At 60.4% G+C, this 23,514-nt stretch carries 20 protein-coding genes and 3 pseudogenes; 10 read left to right on the forward strand and 13 right to left on the reverse strand.

Going from position 1 to position 23,514, the window contains the following annotated elements:
* The first annotated feature begins 73 nt into the window (after positions 1-73).
* Positions 74-964 carry a DMT family transporter gene (locus GJU48_RS12895; RefSeq protein ID WP_094953562.1) on the forward strand — a complete coding sequence of 297 codons (891 nt, stop codon included), beginning with the start codon at positions 74-76 and terminating at the stop codon, positions 962-964.
* On the opposite strand, the gene GJU48_RS12900 is transcribed toward GJU48_RS12895, so the two are convergent.
* A complete protein-coding gene (locus GJU48_RS12900; RefSeq protein WP_094953561.1) occupies positions 961-1,515 on the reverse strand; it encodes a YceI family protein in 555 nt (184 codons plus the stop codon). The genes GJU48_RS12895 and GJU48_RS12900 overlap by 4 nt on opposite strands.
* A gap of 135 nt (positions 1,516-1,650) precedes the next feature.
* Here GJU48_RS12900 and GJU48_RS12905 point away from each other — a divergent pair, with 135 nt between their 5' ends.
* The 3 genes from GJU48_RS12905 to GJU48_RS12915 all read left to right on the forward strand — a co-directional run bounded on the left by GJU48_RS12905 (position 1,651) and on the right by GJU48_RS12915 (position 3,672).
* Positions 1,651-2,145 carry a PaaI family thioesterase gene (locus GJU48_RS12905; RefSeq protein WP_094953560.1) on the forward strand — a complete coding sequence of 165 codons (495 nt, stop codon included), beginning with the start codon at positions 1,651-1,653 and terminating at the stop codon, positions 2,143-2,145.
* Between the two features lie 44 nt (positions 2,146-2,189).
* Entirely contained in the window at positions 2,190-3,077 is an 888-nt protein-coding gene (gene yghX, locus GJU48_RS12910; RefSeq protein ID WP_094953559.1) for a YghX family hydrolase, read from the forward strand.
* Positions 3,078-3,432: 355 nt separating this feature from the next.
* Entirely contained in the window at positions 3,433-3,672 is a 240-nt protein-coding gene (locus tag GJU48_RS12915; RefSeq protein ID WP_178119794.1) for a DUF6124 family protein, read from the forward strand.
* Positions 3,673-4,022: 350 nt separating this feature from the next.
* On the opposite strand, the gene GJU48_RS12925 is transcribed toward GJU48_RS12915, so the two are convergent.
* The 7 genes and pseudogenes from GJU48_RS12925 to GJU48_RS12950 all read right to left on the reverse strand — a co-directional run bounded on the left by GJU48_RS12925 (position 4,023) and on the right by GJU48_RS12950 (position 11,842).
* Positions 4,023-4,415 (reverse strand): DUF2846 domain-containing protein, encoded by a 393-nt coding sequence (locus GJU48_RS12925; RefSeq protein ID WP_169876735.1) that lies wholly within the window; start codon positions 4,413-4,415, stop codon positions 4,023-4,025.
* Positions 4,416-4,745: 330 nt separating this feature from the next.
* Positions 4,746-6,837 (reverse strand): annotated as a pseudogene (locus tag GJU48_RS25710) (DUF637 domain-containing protein); the annotation flags it as partial.
* A gap of 28 nt (positions 6,838-6,865) precedes the next feature.
* A complete protein-coding gene (locus GJU48_RS25715; protein WP_371923445.1) occupies positions 6,866-7,831 on the reverse strand; it encodes a two-partner secretion domain-containing protein in 966 nt (321 codons plus the stop codon).
* A 95-nt stretch (positions 7,832-7,926) separates the two neighbouring features.
* Positions 7,927-8,181: pseudogene (locus tag GJU48_RS25720) on the reverse strand (hypothetical protein); the annotation flags it as partial.
* A 27-nt stretch (positions 8,182-8,208) separates the two neighbouring features.
* A pseudogene (locus GJU48_RS12940) lies at positions 8,209-9,598 on the reverse strand (ShlB/FhaC/HecB family hemolysin secretion/activation protein); the annotation flags it as partial.
* Between the two features lie 92 nt (positions 9,599-9,690).
* Positions 9,691-10,875, reverse strand: coding sequence for a DUF2252 family protein (locus tag GJU48_RS12945; protein ID WP_094953558.1), 1,185 nt, complete (start codon positions 10,873-10,875; stop codon positions 9,691-9,693).
* A gap of 76 nt (positions 10,876-10,951) precedes the next feature.
* Positions 10,952-11,842: a LysR family transcriptional regulator gene (locus GJU48_RS12950; RefSeq protein WP_094953557.1), complete on the reverse strand. Its 891-nt coding sequence runs from the start codon at positions 11,840-11,842 to the stop codon at positions 10,952-10,954.
* A 128-nt stretch (positions 11,843-11,970) separates the two neighbouring features.
* Between GJU48_RS12950 and ampC the strand changes: the two genes are divergently transcribed.
* A complete protein-coding gene (gene ampC, locus GJU48_RS12955; RefSeq protein WP_094953556.1) occupies positions 11,971-13,125 on the forward strand; it encodes a class C beta-lactamase in 1,155 nt (384 codons plus the stop codon).
* A 49-nt stretch (positions 13,126-13,174) separates the two neighbouring features.
* Here the strand turns inward: ampC and GJU48_RS25260 are convergent, their stop codons facing one another.
* Positions 13,175-13,420, reverse strand: coding sequence for a hypothetical protein (locus GJU48_RS25260; protein WP_256671142.1), 246 nt, complete (start codon positions 13,418-13,420; stop codon positions 13,175-13,177).
* Positions 13,421-13,511: 91 nt separating this feature from the next.
* Between GJU48_RS25260 and GJU48_RS12965 the strand changes: the two genes are divergently transcribed.
* The 3 genes from GJU48_RS12965 to GJU48_RS12975 all read left to right on the forward strand — a co-directional run bounded on the left by GJU48_RS12965 (position 13,512) and on the right by GJU48_RS12975 (position 16,726).
* Positions 13,512-14,000: a GFA family protein gene (locus GJU48_RS12965; RefSeq protein ID WP_094953175.1), complete on the forward strand. Its 489-nt coding sequence runs from the start codon at positions 13,512-13,514 to the stop codon at positions 13,998-14,000.
* A 94-nt stretch (positions 14,001-14,094) separates the two neighbouring features.
* Positions 14,095-15,918: a serine hydrolase domain-containing protein gene (locus GJU48_RS12970; RefSeq protein WP_094953177.1), complete on the forward strand. Its 1,824-nt coding sequence runs from the start codon at positions 14,095-14,097 to the stop codon at positions 15,916-15,918.
* A 16-nt stretch (positions 15,919-15,934) separates the two neighbouring features.
* Positions 15,935-16,726 (forward strand): MipA/OmpV family protein, encoded by a 792-nt coding sequence (locus tag GJU48_RS12975; protein WP_094953187.1) that lies wholly within the window; start codon positions 15,935-15,937, stop codon positions 16,724-16,726.
* A 127-nt stretch (positions 16,727-16,853) separates the two neighbouring features.
* On the opposite strand, the gene GJU48_RS12980 is transcribed toward GJU48_RS12975, so the two are convergent.
* Positions 16,854-18,131: an ATP-binding protein gene (locus GJU48_RS12980; protein WP_094953179.1), complete on the reverse strand. Its 1,278-nt coding sequence runs from the start codon at positions 18,129-18,131 to the stop codon at positions 16,854-16,856.
* Complete coding sequence (locus GJU48_RS12985) at positions 18,132-18,839, reverse strand: winged helix-turn-helix domain-containing protein (RefSeq protein ID WP_094953181.1); 708 nt, start codon at positions 18,837-18,839, stop codon at positions 18,132-18,134.
* A gap of 157 nt (positions 18,840-18,996) precedes the next feature.
* On the opposite strand from GJU48_RS12985, the gene GJU48_RS12990 reads away from it, so the two are divergent.
* Positions 18,997-20,196 (forward strand): MFS transporter, encoded by a 1,200-nt coding sequence (locus GJU48_RS12990; protein WP_094953182.1) that lies wholly within the window; start codon positions 18,997-18,999, stop codon positions 20,194-20,196.
* Here GJU48_RS12990 and miaE read toward each other — a convergent pair.
* Positions 20,152-20,754 carry a tRNA-(ms[2]io[6]A)-hydroxylase gene (gene miaE, locus GJU48_RS12995; protein ID WP_094953183.1) on the reverse strand — a complete coding sequence of 201 codons (603 nt, stop codon included), beginning with the start codon at positions 20,752-20,754 and terminating at the stop codon, positions 20,152-20,154. The genes GJU48_RS12990 and miaE overlap by 45 nt on opposite strands.
* A 156-nt stretch (positions 20,755-20,910) precedes the next feature.
* On the opposite strand from miaE, the gene GJU48_RS13000 reads away from it, so the two are divergent.
* The gene (locus GJU48_RS13000) at positions 20,911-21,774 is read left to right on the forward strand and encodes a universal stress protein (protein ID WP_094953184.1); all 864 of its coding nucleotides are present in this window, start codon (positions 20,911-20,913) and stop codon (positions 21,772-21,774) included.
* Between the two features lie 1,089 nt (positions 21,775-22,863).
* Here the strand turns inward: GJU48_RS13000 and GJU48_RS13005 are convergent.
* Positions 22,864-23,334, reverse strand: a complete 471-nt coding sequence (locus GJU48_RS13005) for a DUF1289 domain-containing protein (protein WP_155296008.1) — start codon at positions 23,332-23,334, stop codon at positions 22,864-22,866.
* Between the last annotated feature and the right edge of the window lie 180 nt (positions 23,335-23,514).

Raw genomic sequence — 23,514 nt, forward strand, 5'->3', positions numbered from 1 at the left:
ACAATTTTTTGATTGTCTTAATCTTCAATCCTAGGATGGCCAAACGCAACTTATCCTTTTCGAGCACGCCCTCATGGAACGCACCTCACGCCTCAACACCCTCGACAGCAGCACCCAAGGTTGGATCAACGGCTTTATCGGCGTGGTGATTTTCAGCGGCTCGCTGCCGGCCACACGTTTGGCGGTGATGGAATTCAACCCGGTGTTCCTGACCATGATCCGCGCCACCCTCGCCGCTGCGCTGGGGCTGTGCCTGCTGTGGCTGTTCCGGGAGAAACGCCCCGCGCGCGGCCAATGGGCGCCGCTGGCAATCGTCGCGTTCGGCGTGGTCATCGGCTTCCCATTGCTCACAGCGCTGGCGCTGCAATACGTGACGTCTGCCCACTCCATCGTGTTTATCGGCCTGCTGCCGCTGGCCACGGCGGTGTTTGGCGTGCTGCGTGGCGGCGAGCGGCCGCGCCCGGTGTTCTGGTTGTTTTCTATCCTCGGCAGCCTGCTGGTGATGGGCTATGCCGTTGCCCAAGGCTTGAGCGCCGCGCCCGCCGGTGACGTGCTGATGTTATTGGCGGTGCTGGTGTGCGGTTTGGGGTATGCCGAGGGCGCCAAGTTGTCGCGCAGCCTGGGCGGTTGGCAGGTGATCTGCTGGGCGCTGGTGGTGTCGTTGCCGGTGGTGGCGCCGTTGAGCCTGATCCTGGCGCCCGCGACCTTGACCGGCATCAGCCTGCCAGCGTGGCTGAGCCTGGGTTATGTGTCGTTGTTCAGCATGCTGATCGGTTTTGTGTTCTGGTACCGCGGCCTGGCCCAGGGTGGCATCGCCGCCGTCGGCCAGTTGCAACTGCTGCAGCCGTTCTTTGGCCTGGCGCTAGCGGCGGGCCTGCTGCATGAGCAGGTCAGCCTGGGCATGCTGCTGGTAACCGTTGCGGTGATCGGCTGCGTGGCAGGGGCAAAAAGGTTCGCACGCTAGCGTTGCGGCGCGACCATCTTGAACTTGATGTTGATGTCGTTGGACACCACGCTGTTGCCCGCCCACTCGCCCTCGCCGATCTTGAAGTCGGCGCGCTTGAGCACGAACTCACCGTCGAACACACCGATGCCGCTTTGCTCCTTGAGCAACACCGTGATATCCACCGGCCGCGTAATGCCCTTGATCGTCAGGTTGCCGGTGATCTTGTAGCGGTTATCCCCCAGCGCCGTGGCGCCGCTGGATTCATACACACCGACCGGATAGGTCGCTGTGTCGAACCACGCGGCCTGTTGCAACTGGGTATTGGCGTCCTGGCTGCCGGCATCGATGCTGGCGAGCTGGATCTTGAGCAACGCACGCGCCGCTTCGGGCTTTTGCGTATCGAAGCTCAGGGTGCCCTCAAAGTCGCTGAAGGTGCCGTACACCCGCTGCCCGAATTGCTGAAAGGTAAAGCTGATCTGGCTGGCCGTACGGTTAACGTCTTTGTATTCCACCGCCTGGGCGCTGGCAAACCAACCAGAGACGAGGGCCAGCAGGACGACCAGGGACATTCGACACTTCATGGAACACTCCGCAAAACAAAGGACAAACGTGCTGAGCTAACACGCCACGGTATGGATTTATTCCCTTTCGGTGCGTGCCCTGCTAAACAGAGTAGTCGCCAAAAGAAACAATAAGGACTTTGCATGCACACCCCTTCCCTGCAGGACACCACCGCCCCCGAAGGCATTTGCTACGGCTGCGGCGGCAGCAACCCGCATGGCCTGCATATCAAGAGCCGCTGGGATGCCGATGGCGTCCATGTCATCGCCGAGCATCAGCCCGAGGCCAAATACAGCGGCTGGCCCGAGCTGGTCTACGGCGGCCTGATCGCCATGCTGGTGGACTGCCACTCCAACTGGACCGCCATGGCCTACCACTATCGCGCCGAGCAGCGCGAACCCGGCAGCCTGCCGCGCATCGACTGCGTCACCGGCAACCTGGGCATCAAATTCATCAAACCCACGCCCATGGGCGTAACGCTGAGCCTGCGCGAGCGGGTGGAGGGCGAAGTGGGGCGTAAAAGCCGCGTGGTCTGCGAGGTGTACGCCGGAGACGTGCTCACCGCCATCGGCGACTCGGTGTTCGTGCGCGTCGACACCCGGCAACTGTCAGATTCCGCCCATGGCCGCGTGCGCTGATCCTGGTCTACAGTGATTGCCACCGCTAATCGAGGAATGCACCGATGACTCGTCTCACCGCGAAAGACTTTGCCCCCGAACTGCTGGAACTCTACGACGGCTACGCCCACGGCAAGCTCAACCGCCGCGAATTTCTAGACCGCGCAGCGCTGTTCACCTTCGGCGGCCTCACCGCCTCCGCGCTGCTGGCGGCCCTGAGCCCCAACTACGCGCTGGCCGAACAAGTCAAATTCACCGACCCCGACATCATCGCCGACTACATCACCTACCCCTCGCCCAAAGGCAACGGCACAGTGCGCGGCTACCTGGTGCGCCCGGCCAAAGCCAGCGGCAAACTGCCGGCCGTGGTGGTGGTCCACGAAAACCGTGGCCTGAACCCCTACATCGAAGACGTGGCAAGGCGCCTGGCCAAAGCCGGCTTCATCGCCCTGGCGCCGGACGGCCTGACCTCCGTGGGCGGCTACCCCGGCAACGATGAAAAAGGCGTGGAACTGCAACAGAAAGTCGACCCCGAAAAACTCATGAACGACTTCTTCGCCGCCATCGAATGGCTGATGCACCACGACAACAGCACCGGCAAAGTCGGGATTACCGGCTTCTGCTACGGCGGCGGCGTGACCAATGCGGCAGCGGTGGCCTACCCCGAATTGGGCGCGGCGGTGTCGTTCTACGGGCGTCAGCCGGAAGCCAAGGACGTGCCACGCATCAAGGCGCCGATCATGCTGCACTACGGCGAGTTGGATACGCGGATCAACGAAGGCTGGCCTGCTTATGAGAAGGCGTTGAAGGCGGCGGGTACGACGTATGAGGCGTTTATCTACAAGGGCGCCAACCATGGGTTTCATAATGATTCGACGCCGAGATATGACGAGGCGGCGGCGAATCTGGCGTGGGAAAGAACCCTCGGCTGGTTTCACAAATACCTGGCCTAGCCCCCATCTAAATTGTGGGAGCTGGCTTGCCTGCGATGGCGGTCTTGCAGTGACAAATATGCTGGCCGGCCCGGCGCTATCGCAGGCAAGCCAGCTCCCACATGTGATCGGTGTTGGTTGATCGACATGCATTGTTAAAGGCCAGCAATCCATATCCCTTTAATTTGCAGGAAGTTTTCTAGACAATCCTTCGGCCTTGCGCCTGCTCACGCCACTGGCTAGCCTTCGCTCTGTCGCTGCACATCAGCGATCGGGTGTGGAAACCTGGGAATCAGTAGGCGCAAAGCGCCAGCACCATCAGACCGATGTCGGCGTTTTCTCGCCGATCCCAGACCGCGAAGTCTTCGAGCGCGCCCTGAGTCACTCCCTGCAACCCGCCTCACCACCGTCCTTTACCGTGCACCAAGACCTCAGCTTCGAAGACGCCCTCGCCCAAATCTGCGACCTGCTGCGCTGTGCTGCAGCCACCGCCGCCGACACCCTCCAAGGCCTGACCGGCGATCAACGCCACATGGCCGGTGCCACCGAACACCTGATCGACATGGCCCGCACACTGGCCGACCGCGCACTGGATTGCCTGCAACCCAAGGCATAAGCCACTACCCCTGACACAACACCACCCGCTCCCACATTGGTTAGTCGCTTTTTTTCAGATCAATGTTCCAACGCATACCGCCGACAATGGTTGAGATACCCCTGCTCATGGCTGCCCACCAATTGCACGAGAAGGGAATGCTGGATTTCATTGATCATCCTTGATGACAGGATTCATTCCGTGAGCTTTTTACGCGGCAGGTTACTGACGTGTGGGCTTATTTGAGTTCTTTCACCAGATACCCACTGGAGATCTGCGTGATACCCCTGAGCGCGCGGCGCAATGCCTCAGGGTCGGTGCAATACGTGAGCGGCCGAGCCTGGAGCCCGACCGCCTCAAGCGTTTTTAACTCACTTGCTTTCTTTTGCCACGGTGCCCAAGGACGCATCCTTGACCAGATAACGGCCTTCCACATCGCTCAGCACTTTGAGGCTGTTGCGCGCCACGGCGAAGCCCATTTCGACTTCCTGCTTGAGGTAAACCACCTCACCGGCCTTGACGTTGATCGGCATGTCGGCCCAGTTTTCAGCTTTGGAGCTGATCACGTGCTGGCCCGGCGTCACGAAGAAATAAATGTACTGGTTGCCGCGGTTGTAACCCATCTCCGAGTCGGCTTCCTTGTCATCCAGGAACACGTTGAACCGCACCATCATCCCCACGTTGCTTGGGCGTACCACGTACACCAGGCCTTTGTCGGCGACAGCAGCCTTGGGCAGCGAGTAGTTCGCCACGTCCGCCTGCATTTTCTCTACCGACGGTGTCGAGGAGCAGCCAAACAGCGTGGCCAGGGACATTACAACAGCAGCTTTGCAGAACAGCTTGATCATGTACTTCTTCCTTGTGGTGTAACGGTAGAGCGGGTTGATGCGACGGCGATTGACCGACGCGGGTGCTTTGATGCGTTTAATCATCGCCAGTGTGTCGGCCATGGGGCTGAAGACATGAGGCAATGAACGTGGGCCAGTACTTTGATGCCTTGCGTGGGTTTGGGCGTGGGGCTTATAGTCCGGCCCGTCGCCCAAATGGCGATCAGGTTTGGCGACCTGACAACAGAGTGCAAAAGCAACCCGCTTCTATGCAGGTGTTTTTGCACCCACGACTTTTGAGTGAGTGGCGCAGGACGACGGGGTTGCCCGGCAGCTAGCTATCGCATCAAGATCCTGTTGTATGCTCAGTTCTTTGAATTTGCGCGTCGTGTCTTCAATACAAGCGTCGTTGTTGCAAGCGGCTATCTTTTTGGCTGCTCGCTCCAGTTGGTTATGGGATAAATAATTGTATTGCGTGGAGTTCTGTGCAATCCATTTACCCTTCTCCAGCGTAGCCGCATCCGCATCCGTCTGCCCCGCCGCCGCCAGCACACCAACGATCTGCGAACTCATCGTCAGCAGCTCTTCATTGCCTTTGACCAGCGCATCCAAATGAGTCACCAGCGCCTCATTCGCCCCTGCCGCCAACGCGCCAGTTTTGAAATCGCCGCCTGTGGCTTCAGACAGCAAACCACCGACCATCGCGTGAATCGCGATTTTGGGTGCAGAGCCATCCGCGATTACACCTTCGGTGAAATTACCAACCAAATTGAAACTGGCTGCCGCCAACGTATTAAACAGCGCGCCTTTCAACGCATCGCTAGCGCTACCGCCCTGCCCCAGCGCCTTGCTCAGCAGCATGGAGGTGCCGCTTTGCAATGTCTGGTTGGCAGCAAATTTCCCGACACCACTCCAAGTATTCAGCAGACCTGGCGTCGTAACTTTCCCAGTGATTGTGTTTGTTTGAGTCCCCGTCCAATCACCAAAATAAGCAGCGGTCAGGCCTGCTGTAGCACCCGCAATCACATACCCCTTCATCGCATCCGAAGAAGTCACATCCTTAAGCACTGCGCCCAGGTTGCCGCGATTATTGACGACGCTGACGCTTGCGTTAGTGGAGGCTCCCGACGCCACAGCCCCAGCTACCGCCCCTGCCGTACCGCCACCCGCTGCAGCTGCCGCCATAGGCCCAACTACCGCCGCCATCACAATCGCAATAATGATCTGCGAAGCCGGCCCCAACCCCGAGTTGCTGTACTTGAAGCTGTCATGAATCTCTTTGACCTGCCTCCAGTCCACATCACCCCTTGCCTCGGCGTCCTTGATCCACGCCAACTGGGGATCGGCCTTGACCATCGCATCAATGGATTGGCTGACGGTCTGTTGATTGACCTGATTGACGTCAATCTTCAGGCCTTCGACCGCTTTGATTGCGATGTTGCCCTCGGCGACCATCTGGGTCTGGCGCACGGTTTCATCGGTATTGCCCTTGCCCTTGGCCGACACCCAGAATGCGTTGTTGTCGGATTTCTCGTGGCTCTCTTGATGCAGATCCTTGACCGCCTCAAAAGCAATACCGCCGCCACTGTCCAGCGTAATGTCCTGGCCGCTTTCAAGTTTGGCGACCTGGTACACCTGGTCACCGCCACTCTTAAGCGTGAGGTCGCCACCGGTTTTGATTTCGCTACCGATGTGGGTGACTTTAGTCACTTCATCCCGCTGGGTTTTCTTGCTGCCCCAACTGCCCTTCTTCTTCATGTCGTACAGCGAATAATCACTGTCTTCGGCCGACAGCAACGCCAGGTTGCCACCCGCCACCAGGTACGCTTCATCGCCTGCACTGATACGGCTGGCAATCAGGCCCAGGTCCTTACCTGCACTGAGCGAGACGTCCCCACCGGCACTCAGCGCGGTCGACACTGATGCCGCCGGACTTATTGACGATATTGTTGCCGGCCAGCAGGTCCAGACGATTACCGGCTTCGATCACGCCGCTGTTGGTCAGGTCGTTGCCGGCTTTGGCTGAAAGGTTGTTGGTAGCGCGCAGGGTGCCGGCGTTCTCCAGGTTTTCCCCGGCGATCAGGTTCAGGTCGTTACCGGCGATCAAGGCACCGTTCGGCGCAAGACGGTTGTTGGCCTGGGCCATGTAAAGCACCGGCACCAGCACTTTCTCACCGTTCACTGAATGCTCTTCGAGCCAGACGATGTCGTGCGTCAGGGCGGCAACCTGCTGCGAGGTCAACGACACGCCCACGGCCAGGTTCAGCTGCTGCTTGCTGCTGATGGCGTTATCCATCAAGTACTTGAACAGTTTTTCGTCGGTGTTCTGACCGTCGATAAAACGCTGCCCCGTACGCGCTTGCACGGCTTGCTTGATCAAGTGTTGTTCATATTGCTCGCCGTCGCGCGGTGGCGCCTTGGTTGGTCAGCTTGGCGGTGCTGACGCTGACGGTTTTGGCCTGGATGATCGCGCCCTGGTTGGTCAGCGTTTGCGCGGCGCTGATCGCCAAGGCGCGGCTGGCCAGCAGATTGCCGCTGGTGTTGACGGTCTGCGCGTTCACCACCAGGTCGCCAGTGGCGTTGCGGCTGTTGTCCGCTGCCACACCGGCTTCGATGATACCGGGGTTGGTGACGGTGGTCGCGTTGAGTTCGATGCGTTGGCCGGCAGCCACGCTCTGCTGGTTGACCAAGCCTTGGGCGCTGGTGATCTGCACGTTGCCGGTGGCGTAGACCTTGTCGGTAAGGTTGACGTTCTGCGCGGTGACTTTGACGTTACCGGTGGCCGACGTCTGCGCCATGCTCAAGTGGCCGTTGGCATCCAGCTGGATATCGCCGCCGCTGGCGGCCAGTGTGCCGTCGAGTTTCACGCCCACACCGGCTTCGGTGCCGACCAGTTTGATCGCACCGGCGTACATGCCGCCCAGCGCCGAGGAATCGATGGCCAATTCTGGTTTGGCGCTGCCGTCGTCAGCGCGCGCGGTGGTTTTCAGGCTTTGGGCATCGACGTCGTTACGCCCGGCGATCACGGTCAATTCACGCTGGATTTGCGCGTTAATGGTGGTCGCGCGGGTGATGATTTCGAACTGGTCGACGTTGGTGGCATTCAAGCCGGCGCCTTCGATGGCGACGCTGCCTTGGTCGACTTGGTAGCGACTGATCTGGCCGTTTTCGATACCGCTTCCGGTGGTGAGCGTGGCTTGGGGTTTGATAAAGCCGCAGCCGTTGCAGCTGATGCCGTAGGGTTGGCGACGATACATGGGCCGACTGCCCCGCCACTTCGGTGTAGCCGCGCAGTGGCTGGGGCTGCCGCCGTTGACTTCGTTGAGGATGATATTGGCGGCGGCCTTTGAAATTCGGGTTCCAACATGATGCCGCCCAGCTGGGTGGCCTGGGTGCGGTCGGTGGCGTTGTTGAGAATGACGCCGTTGGCACCGACGTTGTAGTCATGGAATTGGTTGTGCGACAGCCCATTCGCGTTCGGCGCGGCGATGTTGACGATGGGCACGCCATTGCCCGCTTGCGCCAGGCCCGTGCCCGGTGCGCTCACCACGATGCCGTCGGCCTGGGCCAGCAACGGCTGCCAGAACATGGCGTTGGCCAGGATCAACGCTAACCCACGTTTAGGCAGCCCCAAGAAATGGGAGCGGCTTTTTACGGCAGCCGAAGGCTGGCGCGCGAGGAAGGCGAACTGGCGGACGTCCATGTCATACTCGATGAACGGGGCGTTGAATTACAGGAAGAAATCCATGCGGAAGTAGATCGGCGCTTCGCGCTCGCTCATCACTGCCGGGCGTTCCAAAGAGTGCGCAAAGGTCACGCTGGTGCTGACGTATTTGCCACGGGCGAACAGCTCCAACGAGTTGCTGGAGACCCGGCCGTGCACTTCGCCGTTGTAGCGGCCGTGCTGATCACGCCTGGTCGTACCGAGCTGGGCCGTACTCGGCAAAGGCTGGGCGCATCCAATCCCAGGTCACCGGGCGGGCCCAGCGCACGTCGTTGCGCCAGTAACCGCCGCTGTCGCCGTTGAGTTGCTGGTCTTTGAAACCGCGCACCGAGGCTGAGCCACCCAGGCTCATGCGCTGGGGGCTGAACAAGATGTCTTCGCTGTGTGGCCGGTCAGCTGAACTGAGCGACTCGCCCCACAGCTTGAACGGGTACAGGTAGCTCACCGTGGCGGTGTATTTGCGATAGCGCGCATCGGCCTGGCCGGGTTTGGGGTCATGATTGGCTTGAGCGTCAAACGCGCCGATGCCGTTTTGCATACCGAGGTCGATGTTGAGAAATGAGCTGCCAATCCGGCGACCGTGGTTGATGCCGAACTGGGCTTCGCTGAGGCGGTTGCTGCTCAGCGCCAGCTTGCTGTCTTCGATGAAGTTGTTGGTGCGCAGGTAGGCCACGCCGGTGCTCAGGGAGGTTTTACTCAGGGCGTCACGATGGATGACGCGCTCCAGGCGCAACTGGTGGTTCTGGCTGTCGCCGGTCTGCTTGAACGTGAAATTATTCGCCTGGGCCTGGGAGCGGTATTCGCTCTCGTTGTAGCTGTAGGTGAGGGTCCACCAGCCGAACGGCAGGCTGTAATTGAGCATCGAATTGCGTGAGGTTTTCTGGTGATCGCTGACGGCATCGTGGCCGCCGCGCAGCGACAGTTGGTCGGCCAGGCCGAGAGGATTATCCCAATCCAGACTGGCGCCCCACTGCTGTTCGCCGGTGCTGCGCTGGCCGCCGTTGTGGCGCGACAGCCCGACGCGCCAGGGCTTCTGCGGGGTATTTTTGACCAGCACATCGCTGCCGCCCACGGCCTTGCCCGGCGCCAGTTCCATCTGCGCCTGGTTCGACGGCAGGCGGTTGAGTTGGTCAACCATCTGCTCGATTTCGCGCAGGTTGAGCAACTCGCCGGTCTTGCCGGGGAAACTCATCGCCAACTGGCGGTCGGTGATGCCGCTGCCTTCGGCGCCCTTCAAGCCTTCGAGCTTGCCTTCGACCACCTGGATCTTGAGATTACCGCTGGAGAGGTCCTGCTGTGGCAGGTAGGCGCGGCTGGTCACCAAACCTCTGGCCAAGTAGCGGTCGGTGATGACCTTGAGCACTTCATTGAGCTGCGGGCCCGCACACTGGCCGACCGCGCACTGGATTGCCTGCAACCCAAGGCATAAGCCACTACCCCTGACACAACACCACCCGCTCCCACATTGGTTAGTCGCTTTTTTTCAGATCAATGTTCCAACGCATACCGCCGACAATGGTTGAGATACCCCTGCTCATGGCTGCCCACCAATTGCACCACACTGGTCCATAACCACGACGGTGCATCCAACTGTTTCGAGCGGTTCTCCTGCAACACCGCCATCCACTGCTTGCGCGTATCGCGGTCCATCTGCCGGGCGTGGGCGATGCCGACCACGCGGGCCAGGTAACCGGCGGCGTGCATGGCATCGATTTCGCTGAGTTCATCCAGCTCAAGCTTCATGTCCTGGGGCAGCAATTCACGAATGAAAAAACCATGGTCGAGAAAACGCGTCGCGACCATGCGCTCGCCCAAGCTCGGTGAAAGCTGACGCGCGCCCTCCACCACGCGCCGCCCGTTATCCCTGGGCATCTTCGCGCGTGCCGCACGCGGTGCAGCGGCGCCGACGGCTTCCTTGATGTCGATCAGGCAATATTCCTGATCCTCCTTGTCGCCAACGCCCAGCAGCGCGGCATAGCGCAGCAAGCCCAGGGAGCTGCAACCTTTGACCCAATAGGCTGAGTCCAGCAGTTCAACCTTGGCGTCTTTGGGGCGGCCTTTGAGTGAGGTGACCAACTGGTGGATGTCATCGGAGGCGCACAGTGTTTGCAAGGCGCCCTTCTCTGCCCGAGACAATGACCAGAAGTGCTTGCCCAGCGGGATCGTCGGCCGGGCACTTTCGATGCGTTCACGGGCGAGGTTTTTCCAGGTGCGCTCCACGGCGCTGCGCATACCGGCCTTGACTTGGGAGGGGCGTGGCGGCGCTTCGTCGGGTTTGTCTTTGAAGGCTTGCGCGTAGCCGACCATCATTTCTTCAAGCATGCGCGCGGTGGTCACCCCTGGCAGGTCCGAACCGCGTGCGGCGGTGGCCAAGGACAGCGCCAGGCGCACCAGGTCGTGGGCCGGGTTGCCGATCACGGTCTGGTCGAGGTCGCGGATGTGCATGTCGATACGGCCTTTGGTATCACCGGTCGGGCCGAGATTACCCGCGTGGCAATCGCCGCAGATCCAGATGGCCGGGCCATGGGGCAAGCGGCGGCCGGACTGGCTGTGCAACCATTCGTAAAACTGCACCGTACTGCCCCGCACATAGGCATGGGCGGAGCGTGCCATCTTCAAATTGCGTAGTTGCGTGAGGTGGGGCATGCGGTCGGCGGGGCGCGGGGTTTTCATGGATGAACTCAGTGCGGGAGATGGGGTAGATCTCTATTCCCGAGAGAATGTTTCATTTTGTTTCAAAATAGTGGCATTAAGACAGTTTTCGCTGCGCTGTCGACAGTTCCTCCAGCCACCCCCTGAACGCCAACATGGCGGCTGTTTCAACCCGCGACTGCAAGCGTGTCAGCCAGTAACTGCCGGTGGTGATGCCCACCTCGAACGGCTGGCGAATCGCATCCGTGGCCAATTGCCGCGAGAACATCATCGCCGGTGCCAGCGCCACGCCGATGCCTTGCAGCGCCGCTTCCATCATCGCCAGCGACGAGTCGAACACGATGCTGCGCGGCACCACGGTGTCAGCGGGCAGGCCGGCGGCCTGGAACCATTGAGTCCACTCATCGGCGCGGTAGGAGCGCAGCAAGGTATGCTTCAACAGGTCGGCTGGCGTGCGCAATTGTTCGGCAAGCGTGGGTGTACACAACACGGTCAGCGGGGCTGCGAGCAGCTCACAGGCATCCGTGCCGTGCCAGGCCCCGGCGCCGAAGCGGATCGCGTAATCCAGGCCTTCGGCGGCCACGTCAACGCGGTTGTTATGGGTGGACAGGCGCAGGTCGATAAACGGGTAGCGCGCCTGAAAGTCCGGCAGGCGCGGCAGCAGCCAGCCCACAGTAAAAGTGCCCACCGCGCCAACGGTGAGCACTTCACGGTAATGCCCGCCTTCGAACTGGCTGAGGGTCTGGGCGATGCGATCAAACGATTCGCGCACCACCGGTAGCAGGGTTTCGCCTTCGCTGGTGAGCATCAAACCGCGTGGCAGGCGCTTGAACAACGTGACATTGAGTTGGGCTTCCAGGCTTTTGACCTGATGGCTGACCGCCGCCTGGGTCACACATAACTCAATGGCCGCGCGGGTGAAGCTCAAATGGCGAGCCGACGCCTCAAAGGCGCGCAAGGCATTGAGCGGCAGGTGGGAACGCAGCATGCTTGACCCTAAATTTTCTAATGGCTAGTGCGAGATATCATCGTTTGTTCGCAGCAGGCAAACTGCCTACATTGGCCTCGCCTGCGCAGGCTCTTTATTCTATCGAATCTTCTCATGGAAGCACCATCATGCCCCAACTGTCCTTGCTTGGAGTACGTAATTTAACGGCTCTGGCCGCATTGCTCGCCGCCGGCAACTGCCTGGCCGCAAACGACCTGCAAGCCGTGGTAGACGCCAGCGTAAAACCGTTAATGCAACAACAGGCCATCCCGGGCCTCGCGGTCGCTGTCGTACAAAACGGCAAGGCGCAATACTTTAACTACGGGACTGCCTCAAAGGAAACCCAGCAGCCCGTCAGCGAAAACACCCTGTTTGAAATCGGCTCGGTGAGCAAAACCTTTACCGCCACCCTTGGCGGTTATGCCCAGGCGACCGGCAAGCTCAAGCTCTCGGACAAGGCCAGCGAGCACCTGTCCGTTCTGGCCGGCAGCGCCTTTGACCAGATCAGCCTGCTGCAACTGGCGACCTACACCGCAGGCGGCCTGCCCCTGCAGTTTCCGGATGCTGCCGACAGCGCCGAGACCATGCTCGGCTATTTCCAGCACTGGAAACCGACTTACGGGCCGGGCGCACAACGCCTGTATTCCAACCCGAGCATCGGGCTGTTCGGCTACCTGTCGGCGCAAAGCCTTGGCCAGCCGTTCAACGTTGCCTTGCAGAAAACCCTGCTGCCCAAGCTGGGCTTGAACAACACCCACGTCAGCGTGCCTGCTGACAAGCGCGGCCTGTACGCCCAAGGCTACGACAAGAATCTGAAACCCACACGCGTCAGCCCCGGCGCACTGGACAGCGAAGCCTACGGCATCAAGACCAGCACCCAGGACCTGGCTCACTACGTGATGGTGAACATGCACCCGGAAACCTTGGATAAGCCGCTGCAACAAGCCATCGCCGCGACCCACGCCGGTTACTACACCGTGAACGGCATGACCCAGGGCCTGGGTTGGGAGCGCTACCCTTACCCGATCACGCTGCAAGCGTTGCTGGAGGGCAACTCCACGCCCATGGCGATGGAGCCGCACAAGGCCAATTGGCTGACGCCGGCACAGCCGCAACCGGCCAACGTGCTGTACAACAAAACCGGCTCAACCGGCGGGTTTGGCGCGTACGTGGTGTACGTGCCAAGCAAGGACATGGGCGTGGTCATTCTGGCGAACAAGAACTACCCGAATGCTGAGCGGGTCAAGGTGGCTTATGCGATCTTGAGTGCGATGGATCACTAAGCGACGCGCCTGTTTCCGACCGTCGCGGACACACGTGGCCGCGACGACGCTACGCCAGCACGCGCGCGTAGTAATTGTCATCCGGCCCCGGCTGGAAATGGACGCTACTTAAAAACGCCTCCAGCACTTTGATATTAGCCGCCCCCTCGCGCTGCCTGACAGCGTCTAAGTAACTTAGAACGACCGCTGCCAGCACAATCAGCTCGGCCAATTGCTCGCGCCCGACCAACCCCTCGGTCGCCGTACGCACAGCGTGGCGGATTTGCGTGGCAGCGCTTTGCAAGTGAGCAATCATGGGTGTCTTCCCTGAAACCAAAGCGGAGAATCTTGCCTGAGGCTAAGGTATTAGCAAAGTGTTGTTACAACCTGCCTTGAGAAGTCAGCTCATGCAACTCGAAGGATCCTGCCATTGCGGCGCCGTAACATTCAGCCTAAACAGCCAGCATCCCTATCCCTACCAACGTTGCTACTGCTCGATCTGCCGCAAGACCCAAGGCGGCGGCGGTTATGCGATCAACCTTGCCGGTGATACGCAAACCCTGAAGGTACAAGGTCGCAGGCAGATCTCGATCTACCACGCCAGCCTCAAGCCCGAGGGCGCCAGCCGCGCGCATGCGAGCACCGCCGAACGGCATTTCTGCTCGCAGTGCGGCAGCGCCTTGTGGCTGTTCAGCCCGCAGTGGCCTGAGCTGATTCACCCGTTTGCCTCAGCCATCGACACACCCTTGCCGGTGCCGCCGGAACACACGCACCTGATGCTCGGTTCCAAGGCGCCGTGGGTCGAGGTCAGCGTGTGCAAAGGTGACTTGCAGTTCGATGAATACCCCGAAGCGTCCATCGCCCACTGGCATGAACGCTTAGGGCTGGCGCGTTAACAGTCTTTGACAGTTTCTCGACAAAGCTCTCAAAGATTGTTGGTCAGCTGCGCCCTAGCATTCGAGCATCCAAATCACCATCCGGGTGCTCTTCATGTTTCGCACATTGCGCGGTATTCCGCTGTTGGGTTGCCTGCTGGGCAGTCTCGGTTGCCATGGGCAACCGCCTGCCCCGCCGCCGATTCCCAAGGGTGATTACGGTGCGATCATTCGTTACCTGCAAGCGCGTATTCCACAGGAGATGGCGCGGGAAAATGTGCCCGGGCTGTCGATTGCGCTGGTCAATGGCCAGGAGCTGATCTGGGCGCGCGGTTTCGGCATGGCCGACAAGGCCCAGGGTGTGCCGGTGACGCCGAACACGGCGTTCCGTGCCGGCGGCATTTCCAAACTGCTCACCGCCACGGCGGCGTTGCAGTTGGTTGAGCAGCAGCGTCTGGCGCTGGATGCGCCGATCCAGCAGACCTTGCGCGAGTTCTACGTGCGCTCGCGCTTTCACAGCGACCAAGACGCCGCCGACCGTGATATCACCCTGCGCCGCTTGCTCAGCCATCAGTCCGGCCTGCCCAGTGAACACCTGCGTGACCTGCGCAGCACCTTCGCCATGGGCCAGATGCCGATGCGCGTGTCCGGCGTCTGGCTGAGCAGCCAACCCGGTTCGCAAGTGGCGTATTCCAACCTCGGTTATTCGCTGGTGGGCGCGGCCATTGAGCGGGTCAGCAACAAAAGCTTTGAAGCGCAGATGCAAACCAGCCTGCTCAAGCCGCTGGAGATGAGCCAGTCGAGTTTTGTCGGCACCGGTACACAGCTGAGCTTCCGCGCCTTGGGCTACGAGGACGGCGTGGCGAGCACCGACGCCCAGGTGCGTGACCTCGCCGCCGCTGGTTTGTGGGCCAGCCCGAAAGACCTGAGCCACTACGTGCAGATGCTGTTCGCCCAAGGCCTCTACAAAGGCAACCGGGTGTTGGGCAACGCGTCGATTGAGGCGATGTTCACCCAACAAAATACCGGCAACGCACTGGATTTCGACTGCCAGATGGGCCTGGGCTGGTTCCTCGCGCCGTGCGGCGATGAGCCGGTGGGCTCCGGTGTGCGCACTTATCAGCACAGCGGCGGTGGCGACGATTTTGCCGCGCAGTTGAGCCTGCTGCCGGACCAGCAACTGGCCGTGATCATCATGGCCAATGACAGTAACGCCGAAGAACTGGTCGCCCGCCTCGCCACCGACGCGCTGCGCCTGTTGCTGCAGGCGCAAACCGGCGAAGCGGTGTGCGCCGACGACTGCCAGGTGCCCAGCCATGGGCTCAAGTTGCGCCACGTGCCGGCGGCCGTCGACCGCAAGCGCCTGGCCGGGTTTTATGCCACGGCCTGGGGCGTGTTCCGCATCAAGGATGAGAACAACCGGCTGGCCGGCGAGTTGGCCGGGTTCGACTTCGAGTTATTGCGCGACGATTCCGGCTGGCTGCGGGCGCAGAAAAAGGTCCTGGGCTTGTGGTTCAAGGACCTCGGCGACCTGGGCCGCGTGCAACTCGATGTGGTCACGGTGCAGGGCCGCCAGATGCTCACCGCCCGCAGCCACGGCCAGCGCATTGCTATTGGCGAGCGTATTGACCCGCCGCCGCTGCCCCTGGCCTGGGCCGACACCATCGGCACGTATCAAGTACTCAACACCCACGAGCCCGACGCGCCTTTGAGCGGCATCAGCGTGCGCCTCGAAGAAGGCTTCCTGGTGATTCGCGGCCACTTGCACGACGAGCCGCTGACCGACTACATCCTGCTCCCCGTCGACAACGCCCACGCAGTCCTGGCCGGCAACGGCTACGGCCTGGGCGACACCGTAAGCCGCCAGGTCAATGGCCTGAGCGCTTCGGGCTATTCCTTCAAACGTACCCACTCGCCCCACAACCGCCTGGATTTCTAACATGGACGAACCCCTGATGCGCTCAAAAAACCTCTGCCTGTCGTTCACCTCGCTATGCCTGCTCGCCGCTGCCGACACCGCGATTGCCGAAGACTGGCAATACAGCCTCAAGGCCGGCGTGGCCAACGCGCCGCGCTACAGCGGCAGCGACGAACGCATGACCGCGCCATTGCTGGGCGGCAAAATCGTCAGCCCCTGGGGGATTTTCCTCGACACCGGCAAGGGGCTGGGCTGGGGCTACGAAGGCAATGCCCTGAGCTTCAGCGCCTACGTCGGCGCCAGCAGCGCGCGCAAGGATAAAAACGAAAGTTTGCATGCCGGTTCCAAGCGCCTCAAGGGTATGGGCGAGATCAAGTCGCGCCCGCAACTGGGCGTCAGCGCCGCCTACAACCTGGGCGGCGTGATCGTCGGCGCGACGTTGGAACACGCGCTCAAGGAAGATGACCACAAGGACACCGGCAAGGCCTACACCCACCTTGAGTTGAGCTTGGGCACCAATTTGTATGAAGGCCGCTACGGTTCCGTGGACGCCAGCCTCAGCAGCCACTTCGGTGACCGCGAATACCTGATGACCTGGTACGGCGTGACCACCGGCCAAGCCGCACGAAGCCGCTTCAAGGAGTACAAGGCCGGCGCAGGCAATATCAGCAACGGCATGAACCTGGTGTGGAGCATGCCGATCAGCGAGCACACCCAATTCTCGACCTTGCTGGATGTGCAGTATTTGGCGGATGAAGCGGGCAAGAGCCCGATTGTGGAGCGGCGGTTGCAGACATCGGTGATGGGGGTGCTTGAGTACACCTTCTGACTTGGGAGTGAGGGCTGGCGTGCCTGTGATGCAGACACTTCGGTGTATCAGGCATAACCAGTTGATGCCATCGCGGCGCAACCATGTACTCCATCGACCGAAACAAAAATGGTCATAGCTGCCAGCCCTACTCAGCATAAGCCCAAGTCATCCGAAACGACGCCCCGCCCCACTCCGAATCCAGCACTTCCACCTGCCCACCATGCCACTGGCTAACCCGCTTCACCAACGCCAACCCCAAACCAAACCCACCGGTGCGCCGGTCACGGCTGGTGTCCAGCCGCAAGAAGGGCTCGAAGATCTTCGCCCGGCCCTCCAGCGGCACACCCGGGCCATCGTCGTTAACCCGCACTTCGTAGCCACTGCCAAACTTGACCAACGACACCTCCACCCGCCGCTCGGCATAGCGAATGGCATTGCGCAGCAAGTTGATGACCGCACGGGCCATAAAGCGCGGTTCAATCTGGATAAAGTCGACCTCACAGGTACGCAACGACAACTGCACCCCCGCCGCCTCGGCTTCCAAGGCCACACTGCCGATCACACTGTCGAGCCAGCTGTGGGCCTCAATGTTTTCCCGAGTAACCTGAGTGGCGCCGCGCTCCAGGCTGGCGTAGGTGAGCAGCTCGGAGACCATTTCTTCCAGCTCACCCAGGTCGGCATACATGTCAGCGATCAGCGCACGGCTCTGGCGCGGGTCGGACTGTTGCTTGAGCTGGTCGAGTTCAAATGACAAGCGCGCTATCGGCGTGCGCAGTTCGTGGGAGACCGCGTTGGTCAGTTCGCGCTGGTTGGCGATCAGGCTTTCGATGCGTTCGGCCATCTGATTAAAGTGCCCAGCCAGCTCACGCACGGTGGAGCGGCGCGGCAGCAGGATGCGCGACGCCAAATCGTTATCACCAAAGCGTTGCGCGGCCAGGCGGATATGCTCCAAGTCACGCCAGTGCGGGCGTACCCAAAAATACAGCACGATGGCCAGGCTCACGCCCAGAAACCCATAGGCCCACAGGTAGAGCCACTTGGGTTCCTCCGGCAGTTTGATTTGGAGTAATTGCGGGCCGTCGTCAATCGTGGTCAAGAACTCCATAAAGTCCCCACGCACGACCAGTTGGCCGTCAGCCAGCAGTTTTTGCTCGCGTTCGTTCAGCGCCAAGGTATCGCGCGGCACCAACTTCAGGTGCAGCCCGTAATGGGGCTGAAGCTCAGCCAGGCGAGCGTCGCGGGCCGCCCCCTGCACCGGGCGCAATTGTTCCACCACGCCGTAAGCCGGCCCGCGCAAAGCTTCACGGTTATAGACTTCGTTGGCTTCGGGCAATAACTCGTCGAAGGTGTAGTTGACCAGCCAGATCGCCCCCGCCAAACCGAGCGCCAGGATCACATACAGGCGCAGAAACAGCCGCAGCATCTAGACCTCCCACGCAAACGGGTTGAACAGGTAACCCTTGCCCCAAATGGTCTTGATGCACACCGGCTCACGCGGGTTGTCATTAAGCTTGCTGCGCAATTTGCTGATGTACACATCGACGCTGCGGTTCAGGCCATCAAAAGCAATGCCGCGCATGCGGTTGAGGATGTCGTCACGCGAGAGGATCTTGCCGGCGCTGCTGGCCAGCAGCCACAGCAGCTCGAATTCCATGGTGGTGAGGTCAATCTTGTCGCCGCCCAGGCTGACCAGCCGACAACTGCGGTCAATCGCCAGCTGACCGAACTCCAGAGCGCCGCGCACCGTCGGCTCGGGCACCTGGCGACGTTGCAACGCGCGCAAACGGGCGAGCAGCACCGGTGGTTTGATGGGTTTGATCACATAGTCGTCGGCACCCGACTCAAGGCCGAGGATGTGGTCAAGGTCGTCTTCCTTGGCCGTCAGGATCACGATCGGTGTGTCGGACACGTTCCGAATCTCGCGGCAGACGTGCAGACCGCTCTGGCCCGGCAGCATCAGGTCGAGTACGACGATCTTCGGCTTGAAATCGAGGAACGCGGCCAAGGCCTTATCACCCCGGTGCACCACCCGCACCTCGAAACCGTGTTGCGACAGAAAATGTGCGATCAGCCCCGCCAGCTTTTCATCGTCCTCAACGAGCAGGACCTTGCCCAGACCCAGGTTTTCCATAAGTTCTCAGTGTGCGCGCGCGGATTGAAGTGCGGCCATTATAGGTGGCAAGCTGTCCGGCAGAAGCGGTTGACCGGTTTTGCCTGACGAAGCTTCATACTTTTAAGAGTTTTTAACAAATTGCCTGCAATCTTTAACGCCATTCACAGGGAGTTGTATGCGCAAGGATTATCTGGCGTTCTTTGTTTCACTGTTCCTGTCGCGGCTGGCGGACCAGATCCTGCTGTTTATCGTGCCGCTGATCGTGTTCCAGACCACCAACAGCGTTTCCTGGGCGGGGCTGGCGTTCTTTGTCGAGTCGCTGCCGCGTTACCTGGCCTTCCCAGTGTGCGGCGCATTGTGCGACAAGTTCTCGCCGGTGCGCATCCTGCATATCAGCCAGGTTTACCGGGCGCTGGCGTGCGTGGCGGCAGTAGCGTTGTACGGCGTGTTCGACGGTATCTATTGGCTGGTAATCCTATCGGCGCTGTGTGGGGTGTTGACGACCCAAGGCATCATGGCGCGCGAAGTGGTCATGCCGCATATCTTCAAGCATTACACCTATGCCAAAACCTTGTCCTACTCACAAATCGCCGACCAGAGCGGCCTGGTACTGGGGCCGTTGGTGGCGGCGTTGATGCTGCAGGTCTGGGCCTGGCATTGGGTGGTCATTGGGATTGCCGGGCTGTTTGTGGTGGCGGACTTGGCGATGCTGGTGTGGCAGCGCAACACCACGGTCAGCCTGGAAAGTTTTGAGCAGCACCAGGATATCTGGCTGCAACCGCTGCGCATCGCCTTTGGGCATATCCGCAACCTGACGGAGTTGAAGCGGGTCATTACCCTGGCCGTGGGCGTTAATTTGATCATCGGCGTGACGCTGGCAACGTCCGCCGCCATGGTCACTGGCCTCTACGCTGCCGGCAAGGATGCCTACGCCCTGCTGCAGGCTGCCGGCGCGGTGGTGACTATCGTCATTCTGTTTTACTTGGCGCGCGCAACCGTTCCCTTGAAAATGCTGGGAGGGCTCTCCTATGCAATGATTGCGGCAGGCGCACTGATCATGGCGATCAGCCCCAACCTCTGGACATATACCCTGGGCTTCCTGCTGATCACCGGCTTCGACAAGATGTTCAATGTGTACATGCGCAGCACGCGTCAACGGGTGATTCCGGTGCAGGACTTTGGCAAGACCGTGGGCGTTATCACGCTATTCAACAACCTGGCCCAGCCATTGGCAGGCCTGGCGATTGCCGTGCTGGCAGCGCCACTGGGTACACAAACGGTGATCCTGCTGCTGGCCGGGATCACCGCACTGCTCGGCGTGGCCGTCGCTTCAGGCTGGCACGCCACTGTGAAAGCGGAACTCGATGTCGGGTGATTCGATCAGTTCCTGCTCGGCCGCCCTCACCCGCTCGATCACCTGGGCGACGTCTTTGGCGTCGCCGTACTGGTAGGCCAGTTTCAAGTAACCCTGAAAGTGCCGGGCCTCGCTTTTGAGCAAACCGAAGTAGAACTTGCCGAGTTCTTCGTCCAAATGCGGCACCAGTGCTTCGAAACGCTCGCAACTGCGCGCTTCGATAAAGGCGCCGACCACCAGCGTATCCACCAGTTTGACCGGCTCGTGGCTGCGCACCACTTTGCGCAAACCTGAGGCATAACGGCCGGCGTGCAGTTGGCGCAGCTCGACTTTGCGCTTTTTGATCAAGCGCATGACTTGCTCGTGGTGCACCAGCTCTTCGCGGGCCAGGCGCGACATCATGCTGATCAGGTCAACATGGGCGTGGTACTTGGCGATCAGGCTCAGTGCGGTGCTGGCGGCTTTGAATTCGCAGTTCTTGTGGTCGATCAGCAGGGCTTCCTGATCGGCCAACGCAGCCTGGACCCAGGCGTCAGGGGTGCGGCAGCCGAGGAATTCGTGGATTTCGGGCAGGTTCATCGGGCTCACGGGCAAAAGGATCACAAAAGGGCGCCGATTATACCGACCCCGTCGCAGACCACCAGCCGCCGGCTTTGATGTGCATCAACATGACGCCTGGCGAGCAGCAACTATAGTTGTCCAAGGCCCCTTTTTCCCGTCTCTGGAGATCCGTCCATGCAAGCCATTCGCAGCATCCTGGTGGTCATCGACCCCGAGCACTCGGAAAGCCTGGCCCTCAAGCGCGCCAAGCTGATCGCCGGCGTCACCGGCGCGCACCTGCATTTGCTGGTCTGCGACAAGAAACACGAGCATTCGGCATTGCTGAGCCTGCTCAAGTCCGGCTTGCAGGAAGACGGCTACAACGTGAGCACCGAGCAAGCGTGGAACGACAGCCTGCATGAAACCATCATTGAGGTGCAGCAAGCCGAGGGCTGCGGCCTGGTGATCAAGCAGCACTTTGCCGACAGCCCGCTGAAAAAGGCGCTGCTGACGCCGGCGGACTGGAAACTGTTGCGCTACTGCCCGACGCCCGTGCTGCTGGTGAAAACCTCCACGCCGTGGGCTGGCAAGGTTGTGCTGGCGGCGATTGACGTGGGCAACAACGACAGTGAACACCAGGCACTGCACAACACCATCATTGACCACGGGTTCCAAATAGCGAGCCTGGCCAAGGCGCAATTGCACGTGATCAGCGCCCATCCGTCGCCCATGCTGTCGGCGGCAGACCCGACCTTCCAGCTCAAAGAAACCATCGAGGCGCGCTATCGCGAGCAGTGCAAGGCGTTCCAGGTCGAATTTGACGTGGATGACGCGCACCTGCACATCGAAGAAGGCCCAGCAGACGTCTTGATCCCCCACGCGGCGCATAAATGGCAGGCGGCGGTGACCATCATCGGCACCGTGGCGCGCACCGGGATTTCCGGGGCGTTGATTGGGAATACGGCGGAAGTGGTGCTGGATGCGGTGGACAGCGATGTGCTGGTGCTCAAGCCGCAGGAACTGATGGATCACCTGCAAGAGCTGGCGACCAAGGCCTGACCCAAACCCTTCATACAGTGAAGATCATTGTGGGAGCTGGCTTGCCTGCGATAGCCATTGGTATCTACGCGATTTTTTGTGTTGCCCTAAGTTTTTGGCGGGGTTTTTTAGGTAGATATGGTTGGTAGGCTGATATGGGTTCCGCTCTTACAGCGGTCACTTTTGAAAAGCCAAAAGTAACCAAAAGGGCTCTTGCCCCACCACTCGGCACCTCGCCTAGGCTCGGTGTGCCCTCACTCCGGCTTTGGACCGTGGGCCGCCGCCATGGGCCATCCTTGGCCCATCGCGGCTAAACCGGCGTCCTGCCGGTTTACCCCGCTCCAAAGCCTGCGTTCGGCCAGCGTGGTTTAACGGGGCGCCTAAGATCAAGATCAAAAGCAGATCAAGATCAAAAGCAAGAGCACGGCGGCCTAGTAGCCGACCTGAGTGGTTAATCAAAAGCAAACCGAGGCGGCCTGACAGCCGACCTGATTTTGAAACTGAACTCAATCTAATGTGGGAGCTGGCTTGCCTGCGATGGCATCAACTGGTTATGCCTGATACACCGAGGTGCCTGCATCGCAGGCAAGCCAGCTCCCACAGAAAAGCAGAGCTTGCTGTGCTTTTGCCCTGCTTTTGCTTCAACCACTCAGGTCGGCTACTAGGCCGCCGTGCTCTTGCTTTTGATCTTGATCTTGATCTTGATCTGAGGCGCCCCGTTAACCACGCTGGCCGAACGCAGGCTTGAATCCGTGGGTAACCCGGCAGGACGCCGGGTTAGCCGCGATGGGCCAAGGATGGCCCATGGCGGCGGCCCACGGATTCAAGCCGGAGTGAGGGCATGCCGAGCCTAGGCGAGGCACCGAGTGGTGGGGCAAGAGCCCTTTTGGTTACTTTTGGGGCTCTTTTCCAAAAGTGACCCGCCGTAAGGGCGGAACCTAGCCGCCGTTACCGCAGCAACGGATATGTACTCAATCCACCTAACCCCTCACAGGCTAAGCTCAACTTAAAGAGTTGCGTAAATACCTATGCTGCGATGACTGATACATCGGTCAAAGCAGTATCGACTGACAGCCCGCCATAGCAGGCAAGCCAGCTCCCACATTGACGTCAGTGGCCCAGCGCGTCTTTCAAAAAGCCCGGGGCGATATAGCGCTGGTAATGCGCCTCCGACAGGATAAAAAACTCCCGATCAATCGCATCGCGCAGTTCCGGCAACGCCCAATCGCGAAACTCCGGCATCAGCACCATGCCATAGGCCTCCAGGTTGGAAATCACCCGCGCACCGCGGGCGATCAACTGGTAGGCCCAGCAGTATTCGGACTGGTGCGGCACAAAGCGAATCTTGCGCTGCTCCAACTGCCCGCGCAGCATCTTGGGGTCGAAAACCTCCAGTTTGCCGGCCATCACCTGCACCAACAGCTGCTCAAGCCGCAGCCATACCGCACGTTTTTCCTCTTCGTTATAGCCGTTCCACTGGATCACTTCGTGGTGGAAGCGCTTGCAGCCTCGGCATACCAGATCGCCGTAGACCGTGGAGCACAGGCCGACGCAGGGGGTCTTGATGGTTTGGTTGGACATGGGCAGCGGCACACAACTCAGCGAAACGATGCGTCATGTTAGCCCTTTGTCTAAGGTTGATCACCCAGCAAACTTGGTTAGGCAACTTACCTTTAGATTTTTTTTGCCGTAGAATCATCCGGCCTTGTAAGGCGCCAATAATCCGCTGGAAGCTGTTTTCAAAGCGTCACGAGCACAGTC

It is taken from the genome of Pseudomonas sp. IB20 (genome assembly GCF_009707325.1).
GTDB lineage: Bacteria > Pseudomonadota > Gammaproteobacteria > Pseudomonadales > Pseudomonadaceae > Aquipseudomonas.